The 20,550-nt window shown below is 43.9% G+C and carries 13 protein-coding genes; 1 reads left to right on the top strand and 12 read right to left on the bottom strand.

Annotated features, from left to right (window positions below):
• Nucleotides 1-950 precede the first annotated feature (950 nt).
• Complete coding sequence (locus tag AB7D94_RS09630) at nucleotides 951-1,151, bottom strand: hypothetical protein (protein ID WP_420265617.1); 201 nt, start codon at nucleotides 1,149-1,151, stop codon at nucleotides 951-953.
• Between the two features lie 55 nt (nucleotides 1,152-1,206).
• On the opposite strand from AB7D94_RS09630, the gene AB7D94_RS09625 reads away from it, so the two are divergent.
• A complete protein-coding gene (locus AB7D94_RS09625; RefSeq protein WP_420265616.1) occupies nucleotides 1,207-2,979 on the top strand; it encodes a polysaccharide biosynthesis protein in 1,773 nt (590 codons plus the stop codon).
• Nucleotides 2,980-3,064: 85 nt separating this feature from the next.
• Here the strand turns inward: AB7D94_RS09625 and AB7D94_RS09620 are convergent, their stop codons facing one another.
• The 11 genes from AB7D94_RS09620 to AB7D94_RS09570 form a co-directional block, all read right to left on the bottom strand.
• Nucleotides 3,065-5,704, bottom strand: a complete 2,640-nt coding sequence (locus tag AB7D94_RS09620; RefSeq protein ID WP_420265615.1) for a glycosyltransferase family 4 protein — start codon at nucleotides 5,702-5,704, stop codon at nucleotides 3,065-3,067.
• A 119-nt stretch (nucleotides 5,705-5,823) separates the two neighbouring features.
• Nucleotides 5,824-7,425 carry a methyltransferase domain-containing protein gene (locus tag AB7D94_RS09615; RefSeq protein WP_420265614.1) on the bottom strand — a complete coding sequence of 534 codons (1,602 nt, stop codon included), beginning with the start codon at nucleotides 7,423-7,425 and terminating at the stop codon, nucleotides 5,824-5,826.
• Nucleotides 7,416-8,888: an oligosaccharide flippase family protein gene (locus tag AB7D94_RS09610; RefSeq protein ID WP_420265613.1), complete on the bottom strand. Its 1,473-nt coding sequence runs from the start codon at nucleotides 8,886-8,888 to the stop codon at nucleotides 7,416-7,418. Before AB7D94_RS09610 ends, AB7D94_RS09615 begins: the two co-directional genes overlap by 10 nt.
• Before the next feature lie 25 nt (nucleotides 8,889-8,913).
• Nucleotides 8,914-11,085, bottom strand: a complete 2,172-nt coding sequence (locus AB7D94_RS09605) for an O-antigen ligase family protein (RefSeq protein WP_420265612.1) — start codon at nucleotides 11,083-11,085, stop codon at nucleotides 8,914-8,916.
• Entirely contained in the window at nucleotides 11,069-12,070 is a 1,002-nt protein-coding gene (locus tag AB7D94_RS09600) for an MraY family glycosyltransferase (protein ID WP_420265611.1), read from the bottom strand. Before AB7D94_RS09600 ends, AB7D94_RS09605 begins: the two co-directional genes overlap by 17 nt.
• Nucleotides 12,054-13,019 (bottom strand): UDP-glucose 4-epimerase family protein, encoded by a 966-nt coding sequence (locus AB7D94_RS09595; protein WP_420265610.1) that lies wholly within the window; start codon nucleotides 13,017-13,019, stop codon nucleotides 12,054-12,056. The genes AB7D94_RS09600 and AB7D94_RS09595 overlap by 17 nt, the downstream gene beginning before the upstream one ends.
• 25 nt (nucleotides 13,020-13,044) lie before the next feature.
• A complete protein-coding gene (gene wecB, locus AB7D94_RS09590) occupies nucleotides 13,045-14,205 on the bottom strand; it encodes a non-hydrolyzing UDP-N-acetylglucosamine 2-epimerase (protein WP_420265609.1) in 1,161 nt (386 codons plus the stop codon).
• Between the two features lie 5 nt (nucleotides 14,206-14,210).
• On the bottom strand, nucleotides 14,211-15,245 hold the full coding sequence (locus tag AB7D94_RS09585; RefSeq protein WP_420265608.1) for an NAD-dependent epimerase/dehydratase family protein: 1,035 nt from the start codon (nucleotides 15,243-15,245) through the stop codon (nucleotides 14,211-14,213).
• 27 nt (nucleotides 15,246-15,272) lie between these two features.
• A complete protein-coding gene (locus AB7D94_RS09580) occupies nucleotides 15,273-16,478 on the bottom strand; it encodes a glycosyltransferase family 4 protein (RefSeq protein ID WP_420265607.1) in 1,206 nt (401 codons plus the stop codon).
• Nucleotides 16,479-18,626: a bi-domain-containing oxidoreductase gene (locus AB7D94_RS09575; RefSeq protein ID WP_420265606.1), complete on the bottom strand. Its 2,148-nt coding sequence runs from the start codon at nucleotides 18,624-18,626 to the stop codon at nucleotides 16,479-16,481.
• Between the two features lie 134 nt (nucleotides 18,627-18,760).
• The gene (locus tag AB7D94_RS09570; protein WP_420265604.1) at nucleotides 18,761-20,230 is read right to left on the bottom strand and encodes a B12-binding domain-containing radical SAM protein; all 1,470 of its coding nucleotides are present in this window, start codon (nucleotides 20,228-20,230) and stop codon (nucleotides 18,761-18,763) included.
• Nucleotides 20,231-20,550: the final 320 nt, after the last annotated feature.

Raw genomic sequence — 20,550 nt, 5'->3', positions numbered from 1 at the left:
ATCTGCTACCCTTAAAGCACGGGGGCTTTTAACTCTTTTCGCTTCTCTATGTCGGAGATTGGGATGAGCTATGATTATTAACTGGATAGGACATTTCTATTTTGCTAAGAATAGGACATTTCTACTTTGGCAGGAATAGGACATTTTTATTTTGGCTTGACATAGGAATTCGCAGGATTGACACGGAGAATCCACAGATGTTAAACTGTGATGATGGTAGGTGAAACGGAGATGAGCTCTGCTGAGGAGCAACCTGTTGAGGGCCTGTCAAAGGATAGTTGGGACTAATCAGACGGTTAGCGGGGTGTGGACGAAAGTTTGCGCCCTACAAAAACCTTAACCGGGTGAAACACACATGCCCTGTGGCCACAAAGGTGGATGAAAATTAAGAGATATTGCTTGTTACCTTGTTTTGTGTTAGATTTGAGTATGGCGATAACCTAAACAAGGAGGTCACAACATGGAGACAATGATCAAAAAAGGATGTGGATGGGCAGCATCGACAGCGAAAGATACCTGTTTAAGCGCTAAGTACCGCAGTTTGGTAGGCCTAAGAGGAGGAAGCGAGCATTAATAGCGTTAGGACACAAGATACTAATCATCATCTGCTTCATTTTGAAGAACAAAGTGCCGTACAGAGAGCTTGGGAAAAAATATCTTGACACAGGGAGAAAAGAAAAGATAACGAAGAGTTATATAAAGAGGTTGCACAGTCCTGGTTATGAAGTGATATTGAAGGAAGGAGCATAACACAGGAGATTAAAAAATATGATGGCAAACAGGTCGTTTTTTATAGAATAACATGGGGAGCTTACGGTGGATGGATACAGTAGCATAATGAATAGTGGCGTTATGGCGTGAGGATTTTCAGGTGAAAAGTATGAGGACTTGCTGTAACTTAAAAAAGGTAAATTTTTGTCTTGACAAATAGGTGCACTATAGTCAGAAGACTAAGGGTTCGCTATGAACGCCTGGCTTGTATTGATGAGGACTTCCTGAAAATCGGTTGTGTCATCATATGTTGTAGGTTTCTCAGTGCCCTTTAAATCTCTTTTTGTCAGACTCTCTAAGTTAATCTGTGCCTGGACGTCAAAAAATAGACGATTTCTGACGTTCTTTCTCCTTGACATGCTCATATTTGTACTGTCCATTTTCCTTTCATTCTTACTGCGTTTTGACTTCATAATATCTTCCCAATACAAAAAAATGATGCTTGCGGCCACACTTGTATTTCTCGTGATAAAACCGGTTACCTTTTTTATATCTGGCATTTACAGGATAACGTGGAGGTATGTCGGCATCAGGGATTTATTCAATCTTATCAAAGCATCATTCGTTGCACAGTTAATAATATTCATTCTTTTATTACTGAACAGGATGTACGACCCGCAATACCTTCCAGTGGAGTTCCACACGTTCATACAATATCTGAAAGGGTTTCCCAGAAGTGTATTGGGTATCGACTTTGTCCTGTCATTTGTAATGTTGGCCGGGTTTAGGCTCTCAAAAAGGCTATATTACGAGATCCTTGTTAAAACTGAATATTCCGATTTTGTCAATAAAGCTATTATCGTGGGCGCTGGCAATACGGGAGAGATGATATTGAGAGACATGTCAAAACATCGGTCTCTCGGTATTGTACCAGTAGCCTTTGTTGACGATGATATTATTAAGACAGGAGCGTACATCCATGGCGTGAAAGTGATTGGCCGCATTAGTGAGCTTAAGGATGCCGTAATAACATACGGCGCCACAGCAGTGATTATCGCCATCCCTTCTCTCAACTTCAAGGATTTAAGAAAAATTTACGATGTTGCGAGGGACACTCAGGTAAAAACCATTAAAATAGTGCCACGCATATACGATTTCCAGAGGCCAAATATCTCAATGAAATCCATTGAAGAGATATCAATTGAAGATCTTATCGGCCGTCAGGTCATTGAGGTGGATTTCCATGAGATTAGGGGGTTTCTGGAAAACAAGGTTATTCTCGTTACAGGAGCGGGGGGATCCATAGGTTCAGAACTATCGAAACAAATATGTGCCTTTGATCCGAGCTTGCTGGTGCTCTTTGATATTGACGAGACTGAACTTCATAACTTGCAGTTGAAGCTTGCCTATCTCTTTCCCTGCATGGAGAACCGGCTGCGTTTCGTCGTTGGTGACCTGAGAGACGAAAAGCGGCTGGAAGCGACGTTAAAGGCCCATCCACCTCATACAGTGTTTCACGCCGCCGCATATAAACACGTTCCAATGATGGAAAGCAATGAAGGTGAAGCCGTGAAGGTAAATATATTTGGCACCTACTCGCTGGCACGGTTTGCGGTCAAGTATGAGGTGGAAAAATTTGTGCTGATTTCTACAGATAAGGCCGTTAGACCAACCAGCGTAATGGGAGCTACAAAAAGAATAGCGGAATATATATGTATGGCCTTTAACGACACTGGAGCGACCAGGTTCGTTTCGGTACGTTTTGGCAATGTGCTGGGAAGCAGAGGGAGTGTGCTTCCGATATTTCTCGAACAACTGCGCCGTGGTGGGCCGCTTACCGTAACTCACGAGGAAGTAACCAGGTTTTTCATGACCGTGCAGGAGGCTGTGTCCCTCGTAATTCAGGCGGCCGTGATTGGAACAGGCGGCGACATTCTTGTTCTTGACATGGGTAAGCCGGTAAAAATAATCGAACTTGCGGGAGAACTAATCAAAATACACGGATTCAAACCGTACGAGGACATTGATATTAAGATAGTGGGCATGAGACCCGGAGAAAAAATCTTTGAGGAAACTCTCACTTCCCGGGAAGAAAGCAATGCAAGCCGGCACAAAAGTATATTCATCGCTAAAGGAGATGATAAATATGATTTGCGCAAGATAGAGGAAATAATAGAAACATTTACATCCATTAACCTGGACGCTATTGAAGGAGACATGGTAAAGCAGCTTCTGAGAAGATATGTCACCCACTACACAAATTTATAAAGATGCTTGCACTATACCAGTGTGAATCTTACACATACTTTAAAACCCTTATGGTGGTATCTGCGAATTCCGGCAGCAGTACAGGTCATAATATGTCTGGATTTAAGAGGTTGCTTACCATGACTTTTGCACACTCCTTCCACGTTATCCAAGGCATATTATCCGACCTCGGATGTTCTCCTGCCAAATAGAGAGCAAGCCAGTCTTTGACAGATGCAGCTATGTCGGACGGTTGTTTGCCCTTGAAATAGAAGGCGAACTCCCCGGCCACCTCGCGGTACACCGCAATATCACGGGCAATTACTGGCAGCTTGTGTTGTGCGGCTTCGATAAGGGGCAGGCCGAAACCTTCAGCCTCCGAGGCGGCAATCAAACAGGTGGATGCTAAATATATTTTCCCCAGATACTCATCACTGATTCCCTCCAGCCAGAACAAGCGGTTGTCATATTCGCTATGACGGCGTAGTTTCTCTGCCAATGCCTCTGCCATCCAGCCCAATTTGCCGACAATTACAAGGTTGACGTCTATTCCTTCAGCCCAAAGCTGTTCAAATGCGGCAAGGGTTTGTGTATGGCCTTTACGTGGTTCTAAGGTGCCAACCATCAGAAAGCTGGGACGTTTACATAATAACGCCAGAATTCTTTCGGCTTCATTGGGCATACCTAAGGAAGTTGATTGCGCAAAATCTACACCGACGTGTGAGACAGAGATACGGAAAGGGCGTTTATCTATTATTTTTCTTTCGGCCATCCAGGCCCGGAGGTCGTCCGCCGTGGCTTTTGATATACAAATAGCCCCATCTGCCTGAGTGATAACTTCAAGCCATCGGGTAAAGGCCGCCGCCAACCCTGGAATGAACCATTGTGGATATCTTATAGGGCAAAGATCATACACAAGGAACTGAACATTTACGCCGTCAAGGCGTAGCCGCCGGTAAAAGTCCCGCTGTGCAAGGACAACCTCGGGTTGAAGATCCAGTCCAAGGAAAGAATCTCCGGCCTGGTATTCAACAGGCTCATCTCTGGCAGTGTCATCAAAAGAACCAATAAACCCCGCGGTAAAGCGGCGGGCATAACGATAGCCCTGTTCTGGCGTGGCATAGACCGCCTCCACCAACATGTCCTCCGGAGGACTGGTGAGTAGTTCTTTCAACAAACTGCGCACGACACGCTGGATTCCCGTTTCCGCATCGCGCCGCACTAACTCGGAAATATCTATCATCAACTGTTTGAAAGGCTCTCTGTTGAGGCCGGTAAGTATAATATCTGTGAGGTTCTTAGCGCTTTGTTCCCAGCTAACCCATGACATATTGTCCGATTTCGGATGTTTGTCTTCCTTATAAAGCAATATCCATTGTTCAATAGCATCGGCCAGCCCTTTGGCCCGCATAGTATTAAAGTAGTAAGCGTTAACCCCGGCGACCTCCCGAAACACTGCAATATCACGGGCAATTACAGGCAGCTTAAACTGTGCCGCCTCAATCAACGGCAGGCCGAACCCTTCACCTTCCGAGGCAAGAATTAAACAGGTGGACGCCGAATATATTTTTTCAAGGTACTCATCGCTAATTCCAATGAGATAAAACAGCCTCCTGCCCAGATGCGGATGCTCTTGAATCTTCTTAACCAGGTCTTCGGTCATCCAGGCATGTCTGCCAACTATGACAAGATTTGCCTCTATACCTCTTGCCCAGAGTTCTTCAAAGGCTGAAAGGACTTGTCTATGCCCCTTACGCGGTTCTATCGTACCTACCATTAAAAATGTATAGGAATCCCGCATATGGGAAAGAATCCATTCGGCGTCTTCTGGCAATCCCTCGTGTATTTCGTAGTTTTCAATGCCAGCGCCAATATGGTTATAGGTTATTTTCAGAGTTGCCTTTCTCGCAGGATAGTGTTTGTCAAGCCACTCCATAACTTCAAACGCGACCGTTTCCGAGATGCAAATGAGGCCGTCACTCTGGGAAATCACTCCAAGCCATTGCGCGTGCAGGTCTGCAAGCCCCTTCGCGAAATATTGTGGAAACGTAATCGGCAGCATATCATATACAACAAAATATACAGGAATATTAAGACATTTTAAACGCTTAAAATAATCAGCCTGTGCAATGGCCACGTGATGCTGCAAATCCAGTCCTAAAAATACATCGCCACGCCGTGGACAGAGAGGCTCATCTGATACCGTTGTGTCATGGTGGCCCAAGAGCCTTGAAATATATTTTCCGGCATAATAATAACCCTTGCTGCCCGCGGTTGCGTAAACCGGCTCGACCTGATAACCGGTTGGCGGATTTTTTAATAGTTCCCCAAGCATACTGCGCACTACCCTTTGCACGCCTGTGCCGGCGTCGTGCCGCGATAGTTCCGAGATATCCACAAAAAGCCGTTTATGTAAAGTCGAAGGGAAATCCCGCGATGTGTTGCCGACATGTGCAGGGCGTTCTTTCAACCCTGAAAAATGGGGGAACAATCTTTTTACGTAGTACATTAATTTGCGCAACGGCCATGTAACACGCCATGAACCGCTTTTGTACACCGCCGCAAGGGTGTGCTCAAGCTGATTAGCAGTCGTCCACCATTTATACACAGAGTGGTTTAGTTCGTCTATTTTGGTTTTGGCAGCCCCCAGCTCATTTCGTAACGTGTCAACGCTGGCTCGTTCTTTGGTCAGAGCCGCATTAATTTGCTCAATTTGTCGGCTATAATCTTTTGGCGTCTGTTCCAAAGTTATCCCAAATTGGCCATTAACAACATATCTGATTTGAGTACGCGAAGCGCCTCTTTTACGCTACCCATCATGTCGTTAAATGGAAGAAGCCCCACAAGATGAAAGACGGCGCCCTTCTATCGTTTTACCACTTTGTAGTATATGGTACGAAGGGTGTACCATACTATACGCGCCAAAAGAGCGCTCGTGGAGGTAACTATTGCTGGAAAAGAACGCTTCTCCTCAGGCGGCAGAGTAATGTGCCGGGGGAAAGTCTTTATGGCGGCGTTGAGCTTGTGAAGATTCATACGGTATTGGGAAATGGCCATAATGATGTCTTCTTTTTTAATAGGCTCAGAAGCGGCAACAGCAAATATGCTTTCGTGTTGAATCAGTTCTTCATGGCTGAGCGTTGCTGAAAGAGATCCAACGGCGTCAGGCAAATGGGTTGACCATACCAGTACATGTGGAAATACCCCACCAAGAGAATGCGTTAGAGCTGCCGGGGTTTGTTCATTAACGTGCACGAGGTCTTCGTAATAACTGCGGGGATTTTCCGGCAGATAGGTTCCAATTTCTTTAGCCATTTGCCGCTTCCTCTCGTAGAAATGTTGATACATCAGCTTGTTCGGAGATGTATGTATGATAAATTTTCCTGAAATACCCATGAGAGAGCGTATTGTTTGCAGAAAGGTTCCAAATTCATTTTCCGGTATATGCTCAATTACGTCTGTTGCAAGCACTATATCAAACGAGTGATGTTCTGAGGTAAGTTCTAATATATCCTTGCATACAAAACGCAGATTGCTTCCAATGTACCCACTGTAATAGTTGTTGGCAATGTCAACAGCACTCTGCGAATAGTCTACTCCTGTGGCGTCAGCGCCTTCCTGGGCGCACGCAAAGGCCAGCTCACCACGCCCACACCCAACGTCAAGGACTTTTTTGCCAGCCAGCGGTTGCGCAAGGTTGTAAACTATTTGCAGTCTCATATCGTCAAGACATTTACCGCGTGAAGCCTTAAATGACTTATAACCTCCACAGTCGGTCATATAGTATTGCATGGTGTAACATTCTTTTAGATCCTGAGCGGATTTCCCGGTTTTTTTGAAAACTCGTTTTTCAGGGGTATTTTTAGTTTTTATGAGTAGCTCGCCGACATGTCCCGGCAATATGAAGGCATATTCTATTTGATGCCTGTACTTGCTCAGAAATAAGGCCGCGCTGAATAAATTATAGTTCTCCCTCGATTCGAATGAACTGCCGATAAGTTGAAAGAATCCATCAAGCAATATCCATTGTCCTTTTTCCAGGGCAAGCTCAAGCTCGCGGAACGTTCTGTCAGCGTCTTGTTGCCCGTATATGTTAATGAGATCATAAAAATCTCCGGGAAATGTTTCCATTCTCTGCGTATCCATAATCAAAAATTCCGCATTGAATCCTGCCGTTATCTTTTTTGCCCAGTCGAGGGCCTCAGTTGATACTCCATGAGTTGTCTTGTCGTCTATACCAAGGTATGTCGCATTTTCGGCGGCACTGAGAAATGTAATAGCGGAATAACCGTAGCGAAATCCAACCTCAAGAATATTTTTTGGATTGATAAGCTTGCAGACTGCAAACTTTAGATGATAATAACCGGCCCACTCGTCAAAAAGGTGCGAGAACTCATCCCTTGGGCAGGCATATTCACGAAAGTCGAAATTATACCTGCGTTTAATATCTTCAATCTCTATAAACATTTGTCTGCCAGGATGTGCCGCCTTAAATTATATATTGCCTTTTTAAAATCTACGACATTGAATATCCAAAATAATATCCCTGAACATACCACACCTGACATTACGATCATTAAAAGACTTACAAGTCCGCTATTAGCGACGATCATACTCACTCCACGAATGGCTAATCCCATTATAATCGAGATTACTACTATTTTAGCTAAGAAGATAAAGTTTGTTTTTATATTTGTAAAGCAGGCCGCTAAAGATAACGAAATTATCATTTGTGCACAGAAAGCGACAGCAGTCGCAATTGCCGCCCCAATGATGGAGTAACGAGGTATTAATAGAATGTTGGCAAAATAATTTACAACGCAGGCCATAACAACGGAAAAAGACGACCAGAATTGCTTGTTTATAAGCCATAGGGAAATTTCATAGTATAGGCCTAAGATGTGAAATAGATACCCGGCCGCAATAACCGCAATGACAGGTCCGCCCTTTATAAATTCCCTGGTAGTAAAGATTGCTAAAATGCGCTCTCCTGTAATATATAAAATAATAATAGACGGCACCGCGGTTACCAGAATCAGACTGACCGAACGTTCAAATAACCTCTGAAGCTCAGCATGTTTCTCCTGATTATATAGCCCTGAGGCGGTATTGGGATACATAGCCCACACCGGCTGGACAAATATCTGGATAATAGCAAAGCCTATGGAATAACTTACAGAATAAATACCAATTTCAGCCATAGTTGAGTACTTAACAAGAAAAAATCTATCCATGTAATTTAAACCCCATACTGCAAGACCGTGAGGTATGACAGGCAGGCCAAACCTGAGATACACTGAAATGGATGAAAAATCAGGCATGCTCCAGCCCCATTTACGTGTAATTTTTAACACCAACCATACTATGCCCAGAAAATCGGCAAATATATTATAAATAACCAACTGATAAACCGCTTCATTTTTAATAAGAATGATGAGTATTGTAACAAGTCCAAGAGTGGCTTGGAGAATCGTAAAGGCAGAAATAGTTTTTGCATCATTATGAACCCGGAACCAGGTTTTTAAGGCGCTCAGTTCAATTCCTGCCAGGATGGCGGCGGCAAGGATTGGTATAAATTTTTCGTATTCTCCCGTTTCTCCCCAACAAAGCAGGGATATCTCTCCTTTAAACAAGACAATACCAATGCAGACACAAATTGTAAAAACAGACAGCGATACCATCCATGCCGAGAAAAAACGTTTCTGCGCATCTACGGAAGTACCTGGCATATATCGTATAATGGCGCCGTCTGTTCCTAATAGGATAATCAGCGGCATGAGGGTAACCATAACTGACATCTGTGACCAAACACCGTAATTTAAAGCGCCAAAATGGCGTGTTAACAGGGGAATCGCGATTAAAGGCTTTAACTTGACGACAACCTCAGTAGCCGCAAGCAAAGCCGCATTTTTAAAAAATTGTCTGCTCATCTTTTAGCCGATAATAGCGCTACGCTCATTTCCAGCAACGCACCTCGCCGACGGCAAGCCCAAGATTGCGTAAATCCTGGCTTACCTTTGCCATAATGGGATTCCACAGCCGGGAGACTTTAATGCCCACACGGTGTGTACCAGCTCCAACATGGTATGTACGAGTAAGTTTCCCTGGTTTTGAGAATATAAGCAGGTCAATTGGCTTTCCGTCAATGGAAATCGTTGCAGTTACAGGTTTCTTATCTGCATCGAGATGTGGGCATAGAAACGGGATTTCCACATTATCCCCCTTAACGTCCATGTAGGCATCGCCACCGCTATACCAATAGCGGCTGCCGCCAATGATTTCACTTGAGTAGAAACCGTAGCGATGTTGATCTTCGTCAGGCATATATGTGTTTACGCCATACTTATCCTTAATAAACCTATAGGATGAGAGGTGTAGGTATATTGGAATAGTGGCGGTAACGGCAATAAAGGCACAAACAATAAATTTCCTGACAACATTGTTAAGACGCTGAGGCAAAAGAGCTGTTTCCAGAGACATGGCATAGCCGATTTCCAGAAATATAACCATCCAGATCATGGGGACGTATTGCAAGTCCTGGAAGAAGCCATGTATGTGTGCGCTGACCATTGAAATGGCAACGGCAAGGCTCAGGTAGTTCTTGTTTTTGACAGCGTCGGCAAGGCAAACGGCAATGATGTAGGCAATCAGCAAACACCATAGGATAACGCCGATTATTCCTCCGCTGACAAATACCTGAATCAGAGTGTTGTGGGGAGTGTCCATCGTACCTAAAATGGTGCCTTTCTTAAAGTCTGAATGAACAATTTTGTCCAGGTTTTTGGCTTGCCAGCCATAGGAATCATAGCCAAGCCCAACTATGGGGCTTTCCATGCCGACATGTATGCCGTCATTCCAGGTAGATGTGCGACTTCCGGTGTCAAGACTGCGCTTAATCGTTGCGGAGGCCTGCTCATCCATCGTAGTGATAATCTTTTGCATTGAGTTGGGGTCATTTTGTTGGACGTTGGGGTCATTTTGTTGGATGTTGGGTGGTTTGTGTCCCCTTTCTTCTATTATGGGTGATAGATAAACGATGAATGCAATGCTGACAGCAATTGTTATCGGCATTAGCAATACGGCCTTTATTAATGTTCTTAAGGAAAATGAAAAGTGCTTCTGTTCCTGGCTCAAAGAGATGAAGGCAACCCAGCATAAAATAAGTACAATAGGATATGTAACCCAACCAGCGCGTGCGCCGGACAGGAACAAAGCTACTTCTATAACGATAAGAATGCCAAATAGCCCCATCGTTGCCGCTATATGCCTGCCTTTTTTGATAAATGCAAGGATTACAAAAGGTACGGTGATGTTTATATAATGGGCAAGCCACCCCCTGTTTGAGAAGAAGGCATTTACCACATCCGACCTTTCCGCTAATCTATACCAATTAAGCGACAGCACATTGTAGAAATCAAGAAGTCCAATAAAAGCGGAATATACAGTACCCCAAAAAAGAGCCAGGAAAATCGTTCTGCCATGTCTGATTAACTTGCCAGCCTTGGCAAATTCGAAGGCAAACAGGGAAAACAGTATGAGGCGGTCAACCCCTGCCAGGGAATAGTTGAACTCTGTTGGAAAAATTGAAAACATTCTGGATGTAAAATTTAGCTTCATAACAATAGCGTCGTTTATTATGCGGCTGATTGGAAGCATAAGAAGAGAAAAAACCGATAGAAGAATATAACAGACAAGAAGGCCAGACAGCGCCCCATTAACTGGCGTTTCAGATTGGCGAAGGCCGCGTCTCATCCTCATCACATGCATGGAAAAAGTGGCGAGAGCCGCCATATATTCAAACGCCAGACTGTGTCTGTCATAGGGTTGAAAGCCTAACAGCGGGAATGCCAGGACAAAGATAACTAAAACGCGTTCTAATGAAAGCAGGGAGGTAAAGACAGCAAGGCAAAAAAGAAGAGGCGCGCCAACGGCTATAATTATGGTGAGCTTGCCACAATAGATAAGGTCAGGGACCAGCAGCAGAATATTAGCCGTTATGAAAACCAGCGACAAGTTATCAAGCATTCTTTTGGATAACATAGATAGGCCCGAGACCCTGTTCTTTGGCGAACCGCTATGCTGATTAGACTCCGATGTGAGCAACGGCATTTTAATTCCCGGCCTCACAATTGAGCCTCCCAAGCATGTTATTTACATACTTATAACACATTAAAAATAACGAGCTAAATATTGCGAATACGGCAATTTGCCACAGAAGCCCTTTTGTATATGCAAGCAGGGCGCACGAACCAAAGATAAACTGGATTCCCGCATATATCAGCGCTACTTTCCAATGCGGCAATCCAAGCTCATTGCTTAAATACTGATACATATGCCGTCTATGTGGCTGCATGAGATTTTCTTTTCTTTTCCAGCGATAAAACAATGTTACTAACGCATCGGCATAAAACATGCACATAAACATAATCATACAAAGAAATGCGCTGATATTAACAGACAACTTCGCTATAAACAAAGCAAACGTAAACCCTAACAAAAGACTCCCGACGTCGCCCATAAATACTCTGGCTGTTGGAAAGTTAAGAGGAAGAAAACCCGCGCAACCACAAATAAGAGCGATACTCATTATGGTTATTGTATGCTCAATGGTAAAATAACAGGAAAAGAACGCCATAAGACCAAAACCGCAGATACCGGCCAGGGTGGCAATGCCGTTGATTCCATCCATAAAATTATAAAAATTAGCAGTGCCGACAATAAATATAACCCAGAGTGAAAGGAGAAGAAGAGATAATATGTCTGATTTATTATGTGGATAAATCGAGAGGAAAGACAGGATGATCTGTATTGCCATACGCCATATTTGCGATATATGAAAACGGTCCTCAACAATGCCAATCAGGCCAATAAGGCAAGGGATAGCTATCAGGCGATAGTGATTATCTTTATTAAATAAAAACCCAATAACTATAAACGCAATCCATATCCCTATGCCGCCCCCTCTTGGAGTAGGCCTGGTGTGAGAACTGCGTTGATGAGGATTATCAATAAGCGAGAATTTATGCCCGTATCTGGCAACAAAATAAGCGGTTGTAATGCTTATAAATATAGATAGCAGTGAAACCGTCCAATAACTACAACCCTGATTCACTATTCTTAAACCAATCTATTGTACTGTTCAACCCCTGATTTAGTGTAAACGGCGGGCTCCAGTCCAATTCATTTCTGATCTTTGAACTATCTACTGTTAGAGAATCCGCCAGTCTTCGAACTGCATTTGTCCTTCTGGCAATTGCGCCTCCAAGGCGCAGAAAAGCTGGAGGAAAATAAAACAAACGAGCAGGCCTGCCAAAGGCATTAGCCATCCTTCTTATCAGTTCCGGCGTAGATAAGTCTTCACCGTCGCTTACCAGAAAAGTCTTATTGGCGGCGGATGGGTGGCTTATACACTTCATTATAGCATCTGTAAGGTTCCCCAGATAGATAAGACTGCGCTTATTTCTGATGCCTGAAAGTGGTAGAGGCACTCCCTTGTTTATCAGCTTCATTAACATGAGAAAATTACCTTTGACGCCGGTTCCATAAACCAGAGTAGGACGAATGATGGCGTATTCAAGCCCTGTCTGCTCAGCAATGCGGCGAATAGACTGTTCAGCTTCCCACTTTGAAACTGAATAGGGGTCGTCAGGGGCAGGGCTATCATTTTCTGTAAAGGGTTTATCTATGGTTTTTTCTCCATTAACTTTTATTGTGCTAAGGTAAACGATCCTTTTCACGCCTGCAGCGCCCGCCTGCATAGCGAGGCGTTCAGTGCCGACAGTATTAACATGCCTGAATGCTTGCAGTGGGTTGTCCGAAGTTTCGGTCATAACGTGCACCCGTGCGGCAAGGTGTACGATAACATCTATACCTTTAAGCACATCCCGCCAATCAGTTGTCGGGCTGATATCCCCTACGATAGATATGTCCATTGCATCAGGCATTGATATGATTTTTTCGCGGGAACGAACAGTCCCTTTCACTGCATATCCTCTTTCAAGCAATGTCTTTGAAAGGTGCCTCCCGACAAATCCGTTCGCTCCGGTAACGAGTATGTTCATTTTATCCATACTTTGTTAGGCATTTTCAGTGTGGCTGAGAGAGTTTCTCTGCCAGTATATCAACGATTCTTTCAGCAGCCTTTCCATCGCCATATGGATTGCCGCCTTTTGACATCCTTTCATACACAAGGGCATCATCGAGAAGCGCAAGAGCGCTATCAACTATAAGTTCCCTGCTCGTTCCTACCAGTTTTACCACACCAGCTTCGACTCCCTCCGGCCGTTCTGTGGAGTCTCGCATCACCAGCACAGGTTTGCCCAACGACGGAGCCTCTTCCTGTATACCGCCTGAATCTGTGAGAATAAAGTAAGCCCTATTCATGAGAAACACAAAAGGTTCATACTCTACAGGATCTATCAGATGTATGTTACTTAGTCCCTGCAGGATAGAGTGTACAGGCCGCTGAACGTTGGGATTGAGGTGAACGGGATAGATGATGGCGGCATCCGGCCTCTTTTGCGATATCTCTTTTAACGACATGCATATATTCATAAAACCTTCGCCGAAGTTTTCACGCCTGTGTCCGGTAACAAGAATAATCTTTTTTATATTAGTTTGCAGGTCAAGGTTAAAGTTATCTTTGAAGTAGTCAAACCAGAATGTACTCTTGCCCAATACCCTGTCTGAAACAGATAACAGGGCGTCTATCACCGTATTGCCTGTGACCCATATGCGGTCAGCCGGTATCCCTTCATTTATGAGGTTGGATTGTGCCCATGCGGTTGGAGCAAAATGCAAGTCGGCCAGAACGCTCAACAGATGTCTGTTAATCTCCTCAGGGAAAGGACTATACTTATTGTATGTTCTCAGCCCCGCCTCAACATGGCCAATTGGCACTTTCAGGTAGTATGCCGCCAGTGCGGCGGTAAAGGCGGTAGTTGTATCGCCCTGCACCAATACTATATTGGGCTGTTCTTTTTCTATAACGCATTTTAGTCCGCCTAAGGAATTGATAGTTATATCGAAAAGATCCTGATTTCTCTTCATAATCCCCAAATCATGGCCAGGCTTTATGTCAAATACGCTCATCACCTGATCAAGCATCTCCCTATGCTGCCCCGTTATGCAGACCACCGGTATTATCGTTGATTTGCGGGATATAAGCTGCCGGATTACAGGAGCCATTTTAATGGCCTCGGGACGGGTTCCAAAGACCAATAGAATTTTTATTTTATCTATGGACATCAGCCCTATTTATCTCTTACTGCCGAGGACACTCCGGGGCCGAATGATGCGGAGTCCTCTATCTGTCTCCAATTATCTCTGAACCATTGGATTGCATTCATAAGCCCATCCTTAAATTCAACTTCAGGCTCATACTCTATCAGCGCCTTTGCCCTCTCAATTGACGCTAAAAGCCTGGCTTTAGTATCCCACTTTCTTCGCTGTACAAAATTAATGCCGGCCTTGTTTCCAACCGCTTCGTTTACCATTGTGGCCAGAGAGATGATACTGGTTTCCCTGCCTGAGGCAAGATTGAACTCCTGCCCGATGGCCGATTCATAATAGCCTGCCCTCATCAGGCCATCTACAAGGTCGCCCACATAGGTGAAGTCCCTGGTCTCTTCGCCGGTTCCTGTAATCGGCAGAGGCTGGCCTCTCATCGCCCAATAGATAAAATTAGGGATTACGTTTCTGTATTGGCCCGGCACCTCGCCAGGGCCGTATGAGTTAAAAAATCTTGCCTTAGTAACGTTAAGTCCATAGTGATTTCGGAAAAAATTGCAGTAAAGCTCTCCCAACATCTTTGTTATCTGGTAGGGTGTGCTTAGATTCATGGACATAAACTCCTCGGTTAATGGAAGCGGTGCGGCACTGCCATATATGGAGCAGCCCGATGAGGCGAAGATAAACCTTTCCACTTTACTAAGCAGCGCGTATTCTAAGAGTTTGACAGTTCCAAGCCCATTAACGTGAATATCTTTTTCGGGATAATCCACAGAGTTTTGATTTGCAAAGAAGGCCGCAAGATGGAATATATATTCCGGTTTCTCAAAAAAAACTCTTTTTAAACTAATATCGTCGGTAACACATCCCTGAACAAACATAATGTTCTTTTTTTGAGGGATATTCCAAGTATAGCCCGAAGACAAGTCGTCAAGTATTATCACCATTTTAGCACCTGCTTCGCTTAATTCAGAACACAGATTCGTCCCGATAGCGCCAGCGCCTCCTGTCACCAGAACCACCTTATCTTCATAAATCGCATAATGCGCGCCTTTCATAAAAAGAACCTCCTCATTATTATTTCTCTAAAATAGTTCTTCTAGTTTGTCTATACACTTTTTTCGTGTAAAAGACATCAATGCATAACGAAATCCATTGTCTCCCAACTGTCTCAGGTTGTCACGGTCGCTGTACACCTTACATAATAATTCAGCCGCTTTGGAAGGATCACCTGATATCTCTGAATATCCGCATGAAGCGTTCCTAATAATTTCATGCCCGTCGCTCTCTTTGTTAAGAAATGCAACAATAGGGACAGACGCCGCCATGTATCCAAGAATCTTTCCCGGCACAACAGGCGTTTTATTCATACTGCTCAGGCAGACAACGCCAATATCTGCATCTTTTACAAGTTCAGGATATTCCTCTTTCGATACGAAAGGCCAAAAGATGACATTGGTAAGATGTGCGGCCTTCTTTTTGAGCCGTTCTTTTTCCATGCCGTCACCAACAATAAGAATGCGGATATCAGGCAGGTGCCGGAGCCTCTCGGCAGCGTCTATAAGCAAATCAAGTCCCTGGGATGGGCCAATTACACCGGCAAAGAGAAGCACAAACTTGTCTTCAAGCCCCATCAGTTTCCTGAATCGTCCCGTTCTCTTTGCTTTTTCATAAGGTGTGATATCTATCCAGTTATGAATAATAGCAACTCTGTCCTGCTGTACTTTCTTATTTCGAATTAGAAATGCAGCATTACTGTCCGAATGCACTGCTATGCTGTCTGCTTCAGAATACGCATTCCTTTCCATATGCAAAAAATATTTGATTGCAAAATTGTTTTTCAATATGCCAAGGTCTATGGCATTTTGCGGAAATATGTCCTGGACATTCAAAATAAACTTGGCTCCGCAGACTTTTTTTAATTTGCTTCCAACAATTGACAGCGAAAGAGGCGGACTATATACGATTGCCGTATCAATCTTTTCTCTAAAATATCTTCGAATATTAAGAAAGAATATATGCGGCAGAACAATATATGAGATTCCACGAACGATATAGTTTACCATATGCGAGGGCAGTGTCTTGATTCTTAGTACTTTAATACCGTTTTCATTAGTCACTGGTTCATAAAAAGGGCGCCCGATATCCTGGCTGAGGTTATGCTGCGGATATACTGTTGCGACCATTACATTATACCCCCGCTCGCTCAACACTTCTGCAAGTTCCTGCATAAGATGCCCTGATGAACGGATTTCAGGAGGGTATGAGCTAGTTACAAGAAGAATGTTCATTTATACTCTGATGTCCACGGCTATACCTTCTTCGAGGGATTTTTGTATGTCGAAAACCGCAGCCGTTGACATAAATAACTCTTCCGCGCTAAATAAAGGCTCCACCTTACCGGATGCTACAGATACAAAGTGTCTGAGTTCTTCTTTATAACCAATTTGCTGGCTGAGTGTTTTAAATTTGTTAGATTTCCCGGAAGAATAATACCTTGTCAAAGAGAAATCGTCATTTGTCACGACCTTGCCTTCGACAAATATCTCCATTTGCTCCCGGCTGTAGGCTCTGTCGCCTGATGCGGAATATATTATGTTTCCAACAGAACCATCTTCAAATTTAATGACCACAACTACGTTATCGTTGTTTATGGATGTTGTGTTAGTGGAAGATATACGCTCAGCATAGACTCTGGCCGGGTTGCTTTTAGTAAGATATTGCATCAAATCCACGAAGTGGCACATCTCGCCTATGATTCTTCCACCGCCTTGTTCCTCGGCGTGTACCCAATGGCTGGAGGGTACAAACCCTGCGTTCACCACATAAGAAATCACCATAGGGTCGTGTCTTTCCCTGAGAAATTCGCTTATTTTGACCGAATGAGGAGAAAACCTCCGGTTATATCCTACCATTAACACAACGCCAGTGCTGCGTACTCTATCATATATGGATATTATCTTTTGGAGTTCTTCTCTGTTTACACATAGCGGCTTTTCCACGAATACATGTTTTCCAGCCTCAAGAAACTCACAAACCTGTCTGGCGTGCATACTGTGAGGAGTAACCACAAATACGGCGTCTATATCGTTATCGTTGATTAGCTCTTTGTAGTCTGTTGTTGCTTCCTCGAAACCAAACTTTGTTCCGGCGTGAAATGCGTTAGCACCCTTTGAAGTGGATATTTTTTTAAGATGTACTCCCTCAACTGTTTGAAGAGTCGGCAGAAGTACCGACCCGCCAAACAATCCCGCTCCCACTACCGCTGCTGTCAACTGATCTTTTTTCTTAGATACGGGATTATTAAGCCGTAAAACCCTCTTGATTTCACCTTTATCTTCGTAACCAAGAACTACGGCAATAAAGTTTCCAATAGTGCCATCCATTATTGCGCGATATGCATCTTCAGCGTTCTCTATTGAAAATCTATGTGTTATGAGGGTGGCTACGTTTACCAAACCATTTCCAATAAGCCGTAAAAACTCGTCAAGGTTTCTGCCCTCTGTCCATCGTACGTAACCGACAGGATAATCAATGCCGCGATTTTCATAGTAAACGTCTAAAGTGCCTGCCCCACCTCCTTTCGATACGACAATTTCCACTTCTTTGTGCCACAAATCGTTTCTATGCGGATGAATGTCCACAACGCCGACCACGACGACCCTGCCGCCAAAACGCGAGGCATCTACGGCCAGGTCTATAGGTTCCTTACCTTTTGAGGCCGCAGTAACGATAACGGCGTCGGCACCATATCCTTCTGTTAAACGGTTTACGCCATTTGTAAACTCCTCGGGCGTGGCAAATGCCATATGCGCGCCAAACTTCCTTGCCATTTCGGCTTTAGCCGCAACCACATCCATGCCTATTACCGTAAACCCGTATGCAACCAATATTTGAACCGTTAGCAGTCCTAAAAGTCCAAGTCCCACTACTGCCACGTTTTCGCCCTGGCTAAGTTTTGCTGATCTTATTCCGTGCAGAGCAATTATGCCAAGCGTACCAAAAGAGGCTTCCTCGAAACTAATATGATTGCCATCAGCGAGACGTTGCGGCATATGGGCGCATAGCATCTCGGGCACCGAGATATACTCTGCATGAGATGCATATCCGGCCCCAACACACGCCACTCTGTCACCCGGCGAAAATTTATGTACATTTGCCCCAACCTCAACAACTATACCCGCTGAGCTATATCCAAGAGGGGTGGGTGTGTCAAGACGGTTAAGAGCCTCTTTGAATGTCTTGAGTATGCCATTTTGCTTAGCCTTTTCACTAAAGCGCTTAACCAGGTCAGGTCTTGCCCTTGCCTTGCCGAGCAGACTTTTTGCGCCTAGCTCTATTATGGAACTTTCGGTTCCGGCGCTGATAAGCGAAGCTACGTTTCTTACTAAAACTGTATCTCTGCCACAAATCGGCGCAGGCACATCATCGAGACTCAACTGGCCTGTCCTATAGTTCTGAATGACCTGTTTCATAAATCAAAAGCCATTGCCACAGGTTGCAAAAGACTACTCTCTCTCAGCGACATTGATAATCTATATCCGCTCATGTGTCAGTATGTTTTTCCATATCCTCATGGACGCAGCCAGGATAGTACCTTTCCCGCGTCTTTTAAGAATTGTTTTGGATTTCTATGGTATTTCTTTGAATATGCCCTTCGCAGCAGTGAGCGCAGCGAACTATTATGCCGGTTGAACTCTTTGAACATCAGTTTCACAACTTTTTTGAACTCATCGCGAGAGATATTAGTTGAGAAACAATTGTTGGGACTCTGGTGGCTGTAAATATTGATGTTGTTCTGTTGCTGAAACAGCTTATCACCTTCGACCATATCATAAAATTTAGATCCTGGGTAAGGCGTAAAAATATTCAGATATGCCCAGTTTGGGTTCACCTCTTTCATAAATTTAAGGGTTTCCAAAATCTCCTCTTTCGTTTCAGTAGGAAATCCCATCATAAAAAATCCAGTCCAAAATATTCCATGTTTCTTTAGAATATCTGAAGATTTCCTAACGTCTTCAAGTTTTATTCCTTTATTGATGAGTTGTTGCATACGCTTATTGCCTGATTCAATACCAATATCAACTTTTATACAACCTGCCTTTTTCATCGAAACAGCAATCTCATCGTCTATAAGATCGGCCCGCGTCAGGCAGGCCCATGTAATACCAGTTTTATTCTCTATAAGCATAGAGCATAGCTTCAACACTCTATTTCTATTTACGGTAAAGGAGTCGTCCATGAAATTGATGTGGATGGAATTGAACGTAGTTTTCAGATAATTGATCTCATCAATGACTTTTTCCAGCGGAGAAAACCTCACCTTCCTTTCCCATATTGTTTTTGAATTGCAATATGCGCAGTCGTAAGGACAGCCGCGACTAGTCATGATCCAGCCAAGCTGTTCGGGTGTGTACTTATCGTAGTCGAAAATCAGTTCACGGCGTGGGAAGGGGATATTATCCAGAGGATTTATCAATCCACGCTCCGGCGTATGGCTTATCGTCCCATCGGCATTTTTGTAACTGATACCTTTGATTGCCTTGAAGTCGTAAATACCATTCTTAACGTTTTCAGCAAGCTCCAATAGAGTTTCCTCTCCTTCTCCACGCACTACGACATCAACGCAGTCAGATTTCAACAAATCTTCCGGCCTCGCCGTTGCATGAAAACCTCCGGCGATTACAATGATATTCCTGTTGATATTCTTACAAATCTCAGACACTTTCAGAGCCGCTGCGATTTTGACGCTCTTTACGGAGATACCGACAATTGCTGGTTTGAACTGAGCAATTTTTTCGTTTATTTCACGCCATATGGGGTGTTGAGCATCGGCAAGTCCTCTCGTATAGTTTTCATATCTGCTCAAATACACTTCAGTATTTATATATTGCAAACTGTTATCATGCTCAGCATTATATACATACGCAACAAAGCCTTTTGCTGTAAGCATCGTGGCGATAGAAGTAATGCCAATAGGATACCACTCACACCTCAGTCCGATAAATCTCTCAAAAGGCGGCTCAATCAGTAAGATATTCATATATAATCACCATCTCTCATCAGTATCGCCCACACACTACAGTGGGACCAAGCCGTAAAGTATCCCAAGCAAAACATAATATTACAGTAATGACCAAACTAACCACTATCGCTACTATTGTCTCATCTTTAGAAACATACATAAAAGGCCCCCGCAAACCCAGTCTTACTTAAAATAATCTAAACGCCGCATAAGCCAACCAGTACCATTTATTAACCTGTACGGCTATGTTAGCACTAATCGCCAGATCTTTGCAAGCGGCACACTCCCCCCAAGCTCCGATATAGAAATTTGCACCTATTGATAAAAGGGTTTTTGAA

Origin of the sequence: Candidatus Magnetominusculus dajiuhuensis, from assembly GCF_046044395.1 — a bacterium.
Classification (GTDB): domain Bacteria; phylum Nitrospirota; class Thermodesulfovibrionia; order Thermodesulfovibrionales; family Magnetobacteriaceae; genus Magnetominusculus; species Magnetominusculus dajiuhuensis.
Note: the sequence above shows the minus strand (reverse complement) of the source record. Positions and strands in the feature narration are given on the sequence as shown.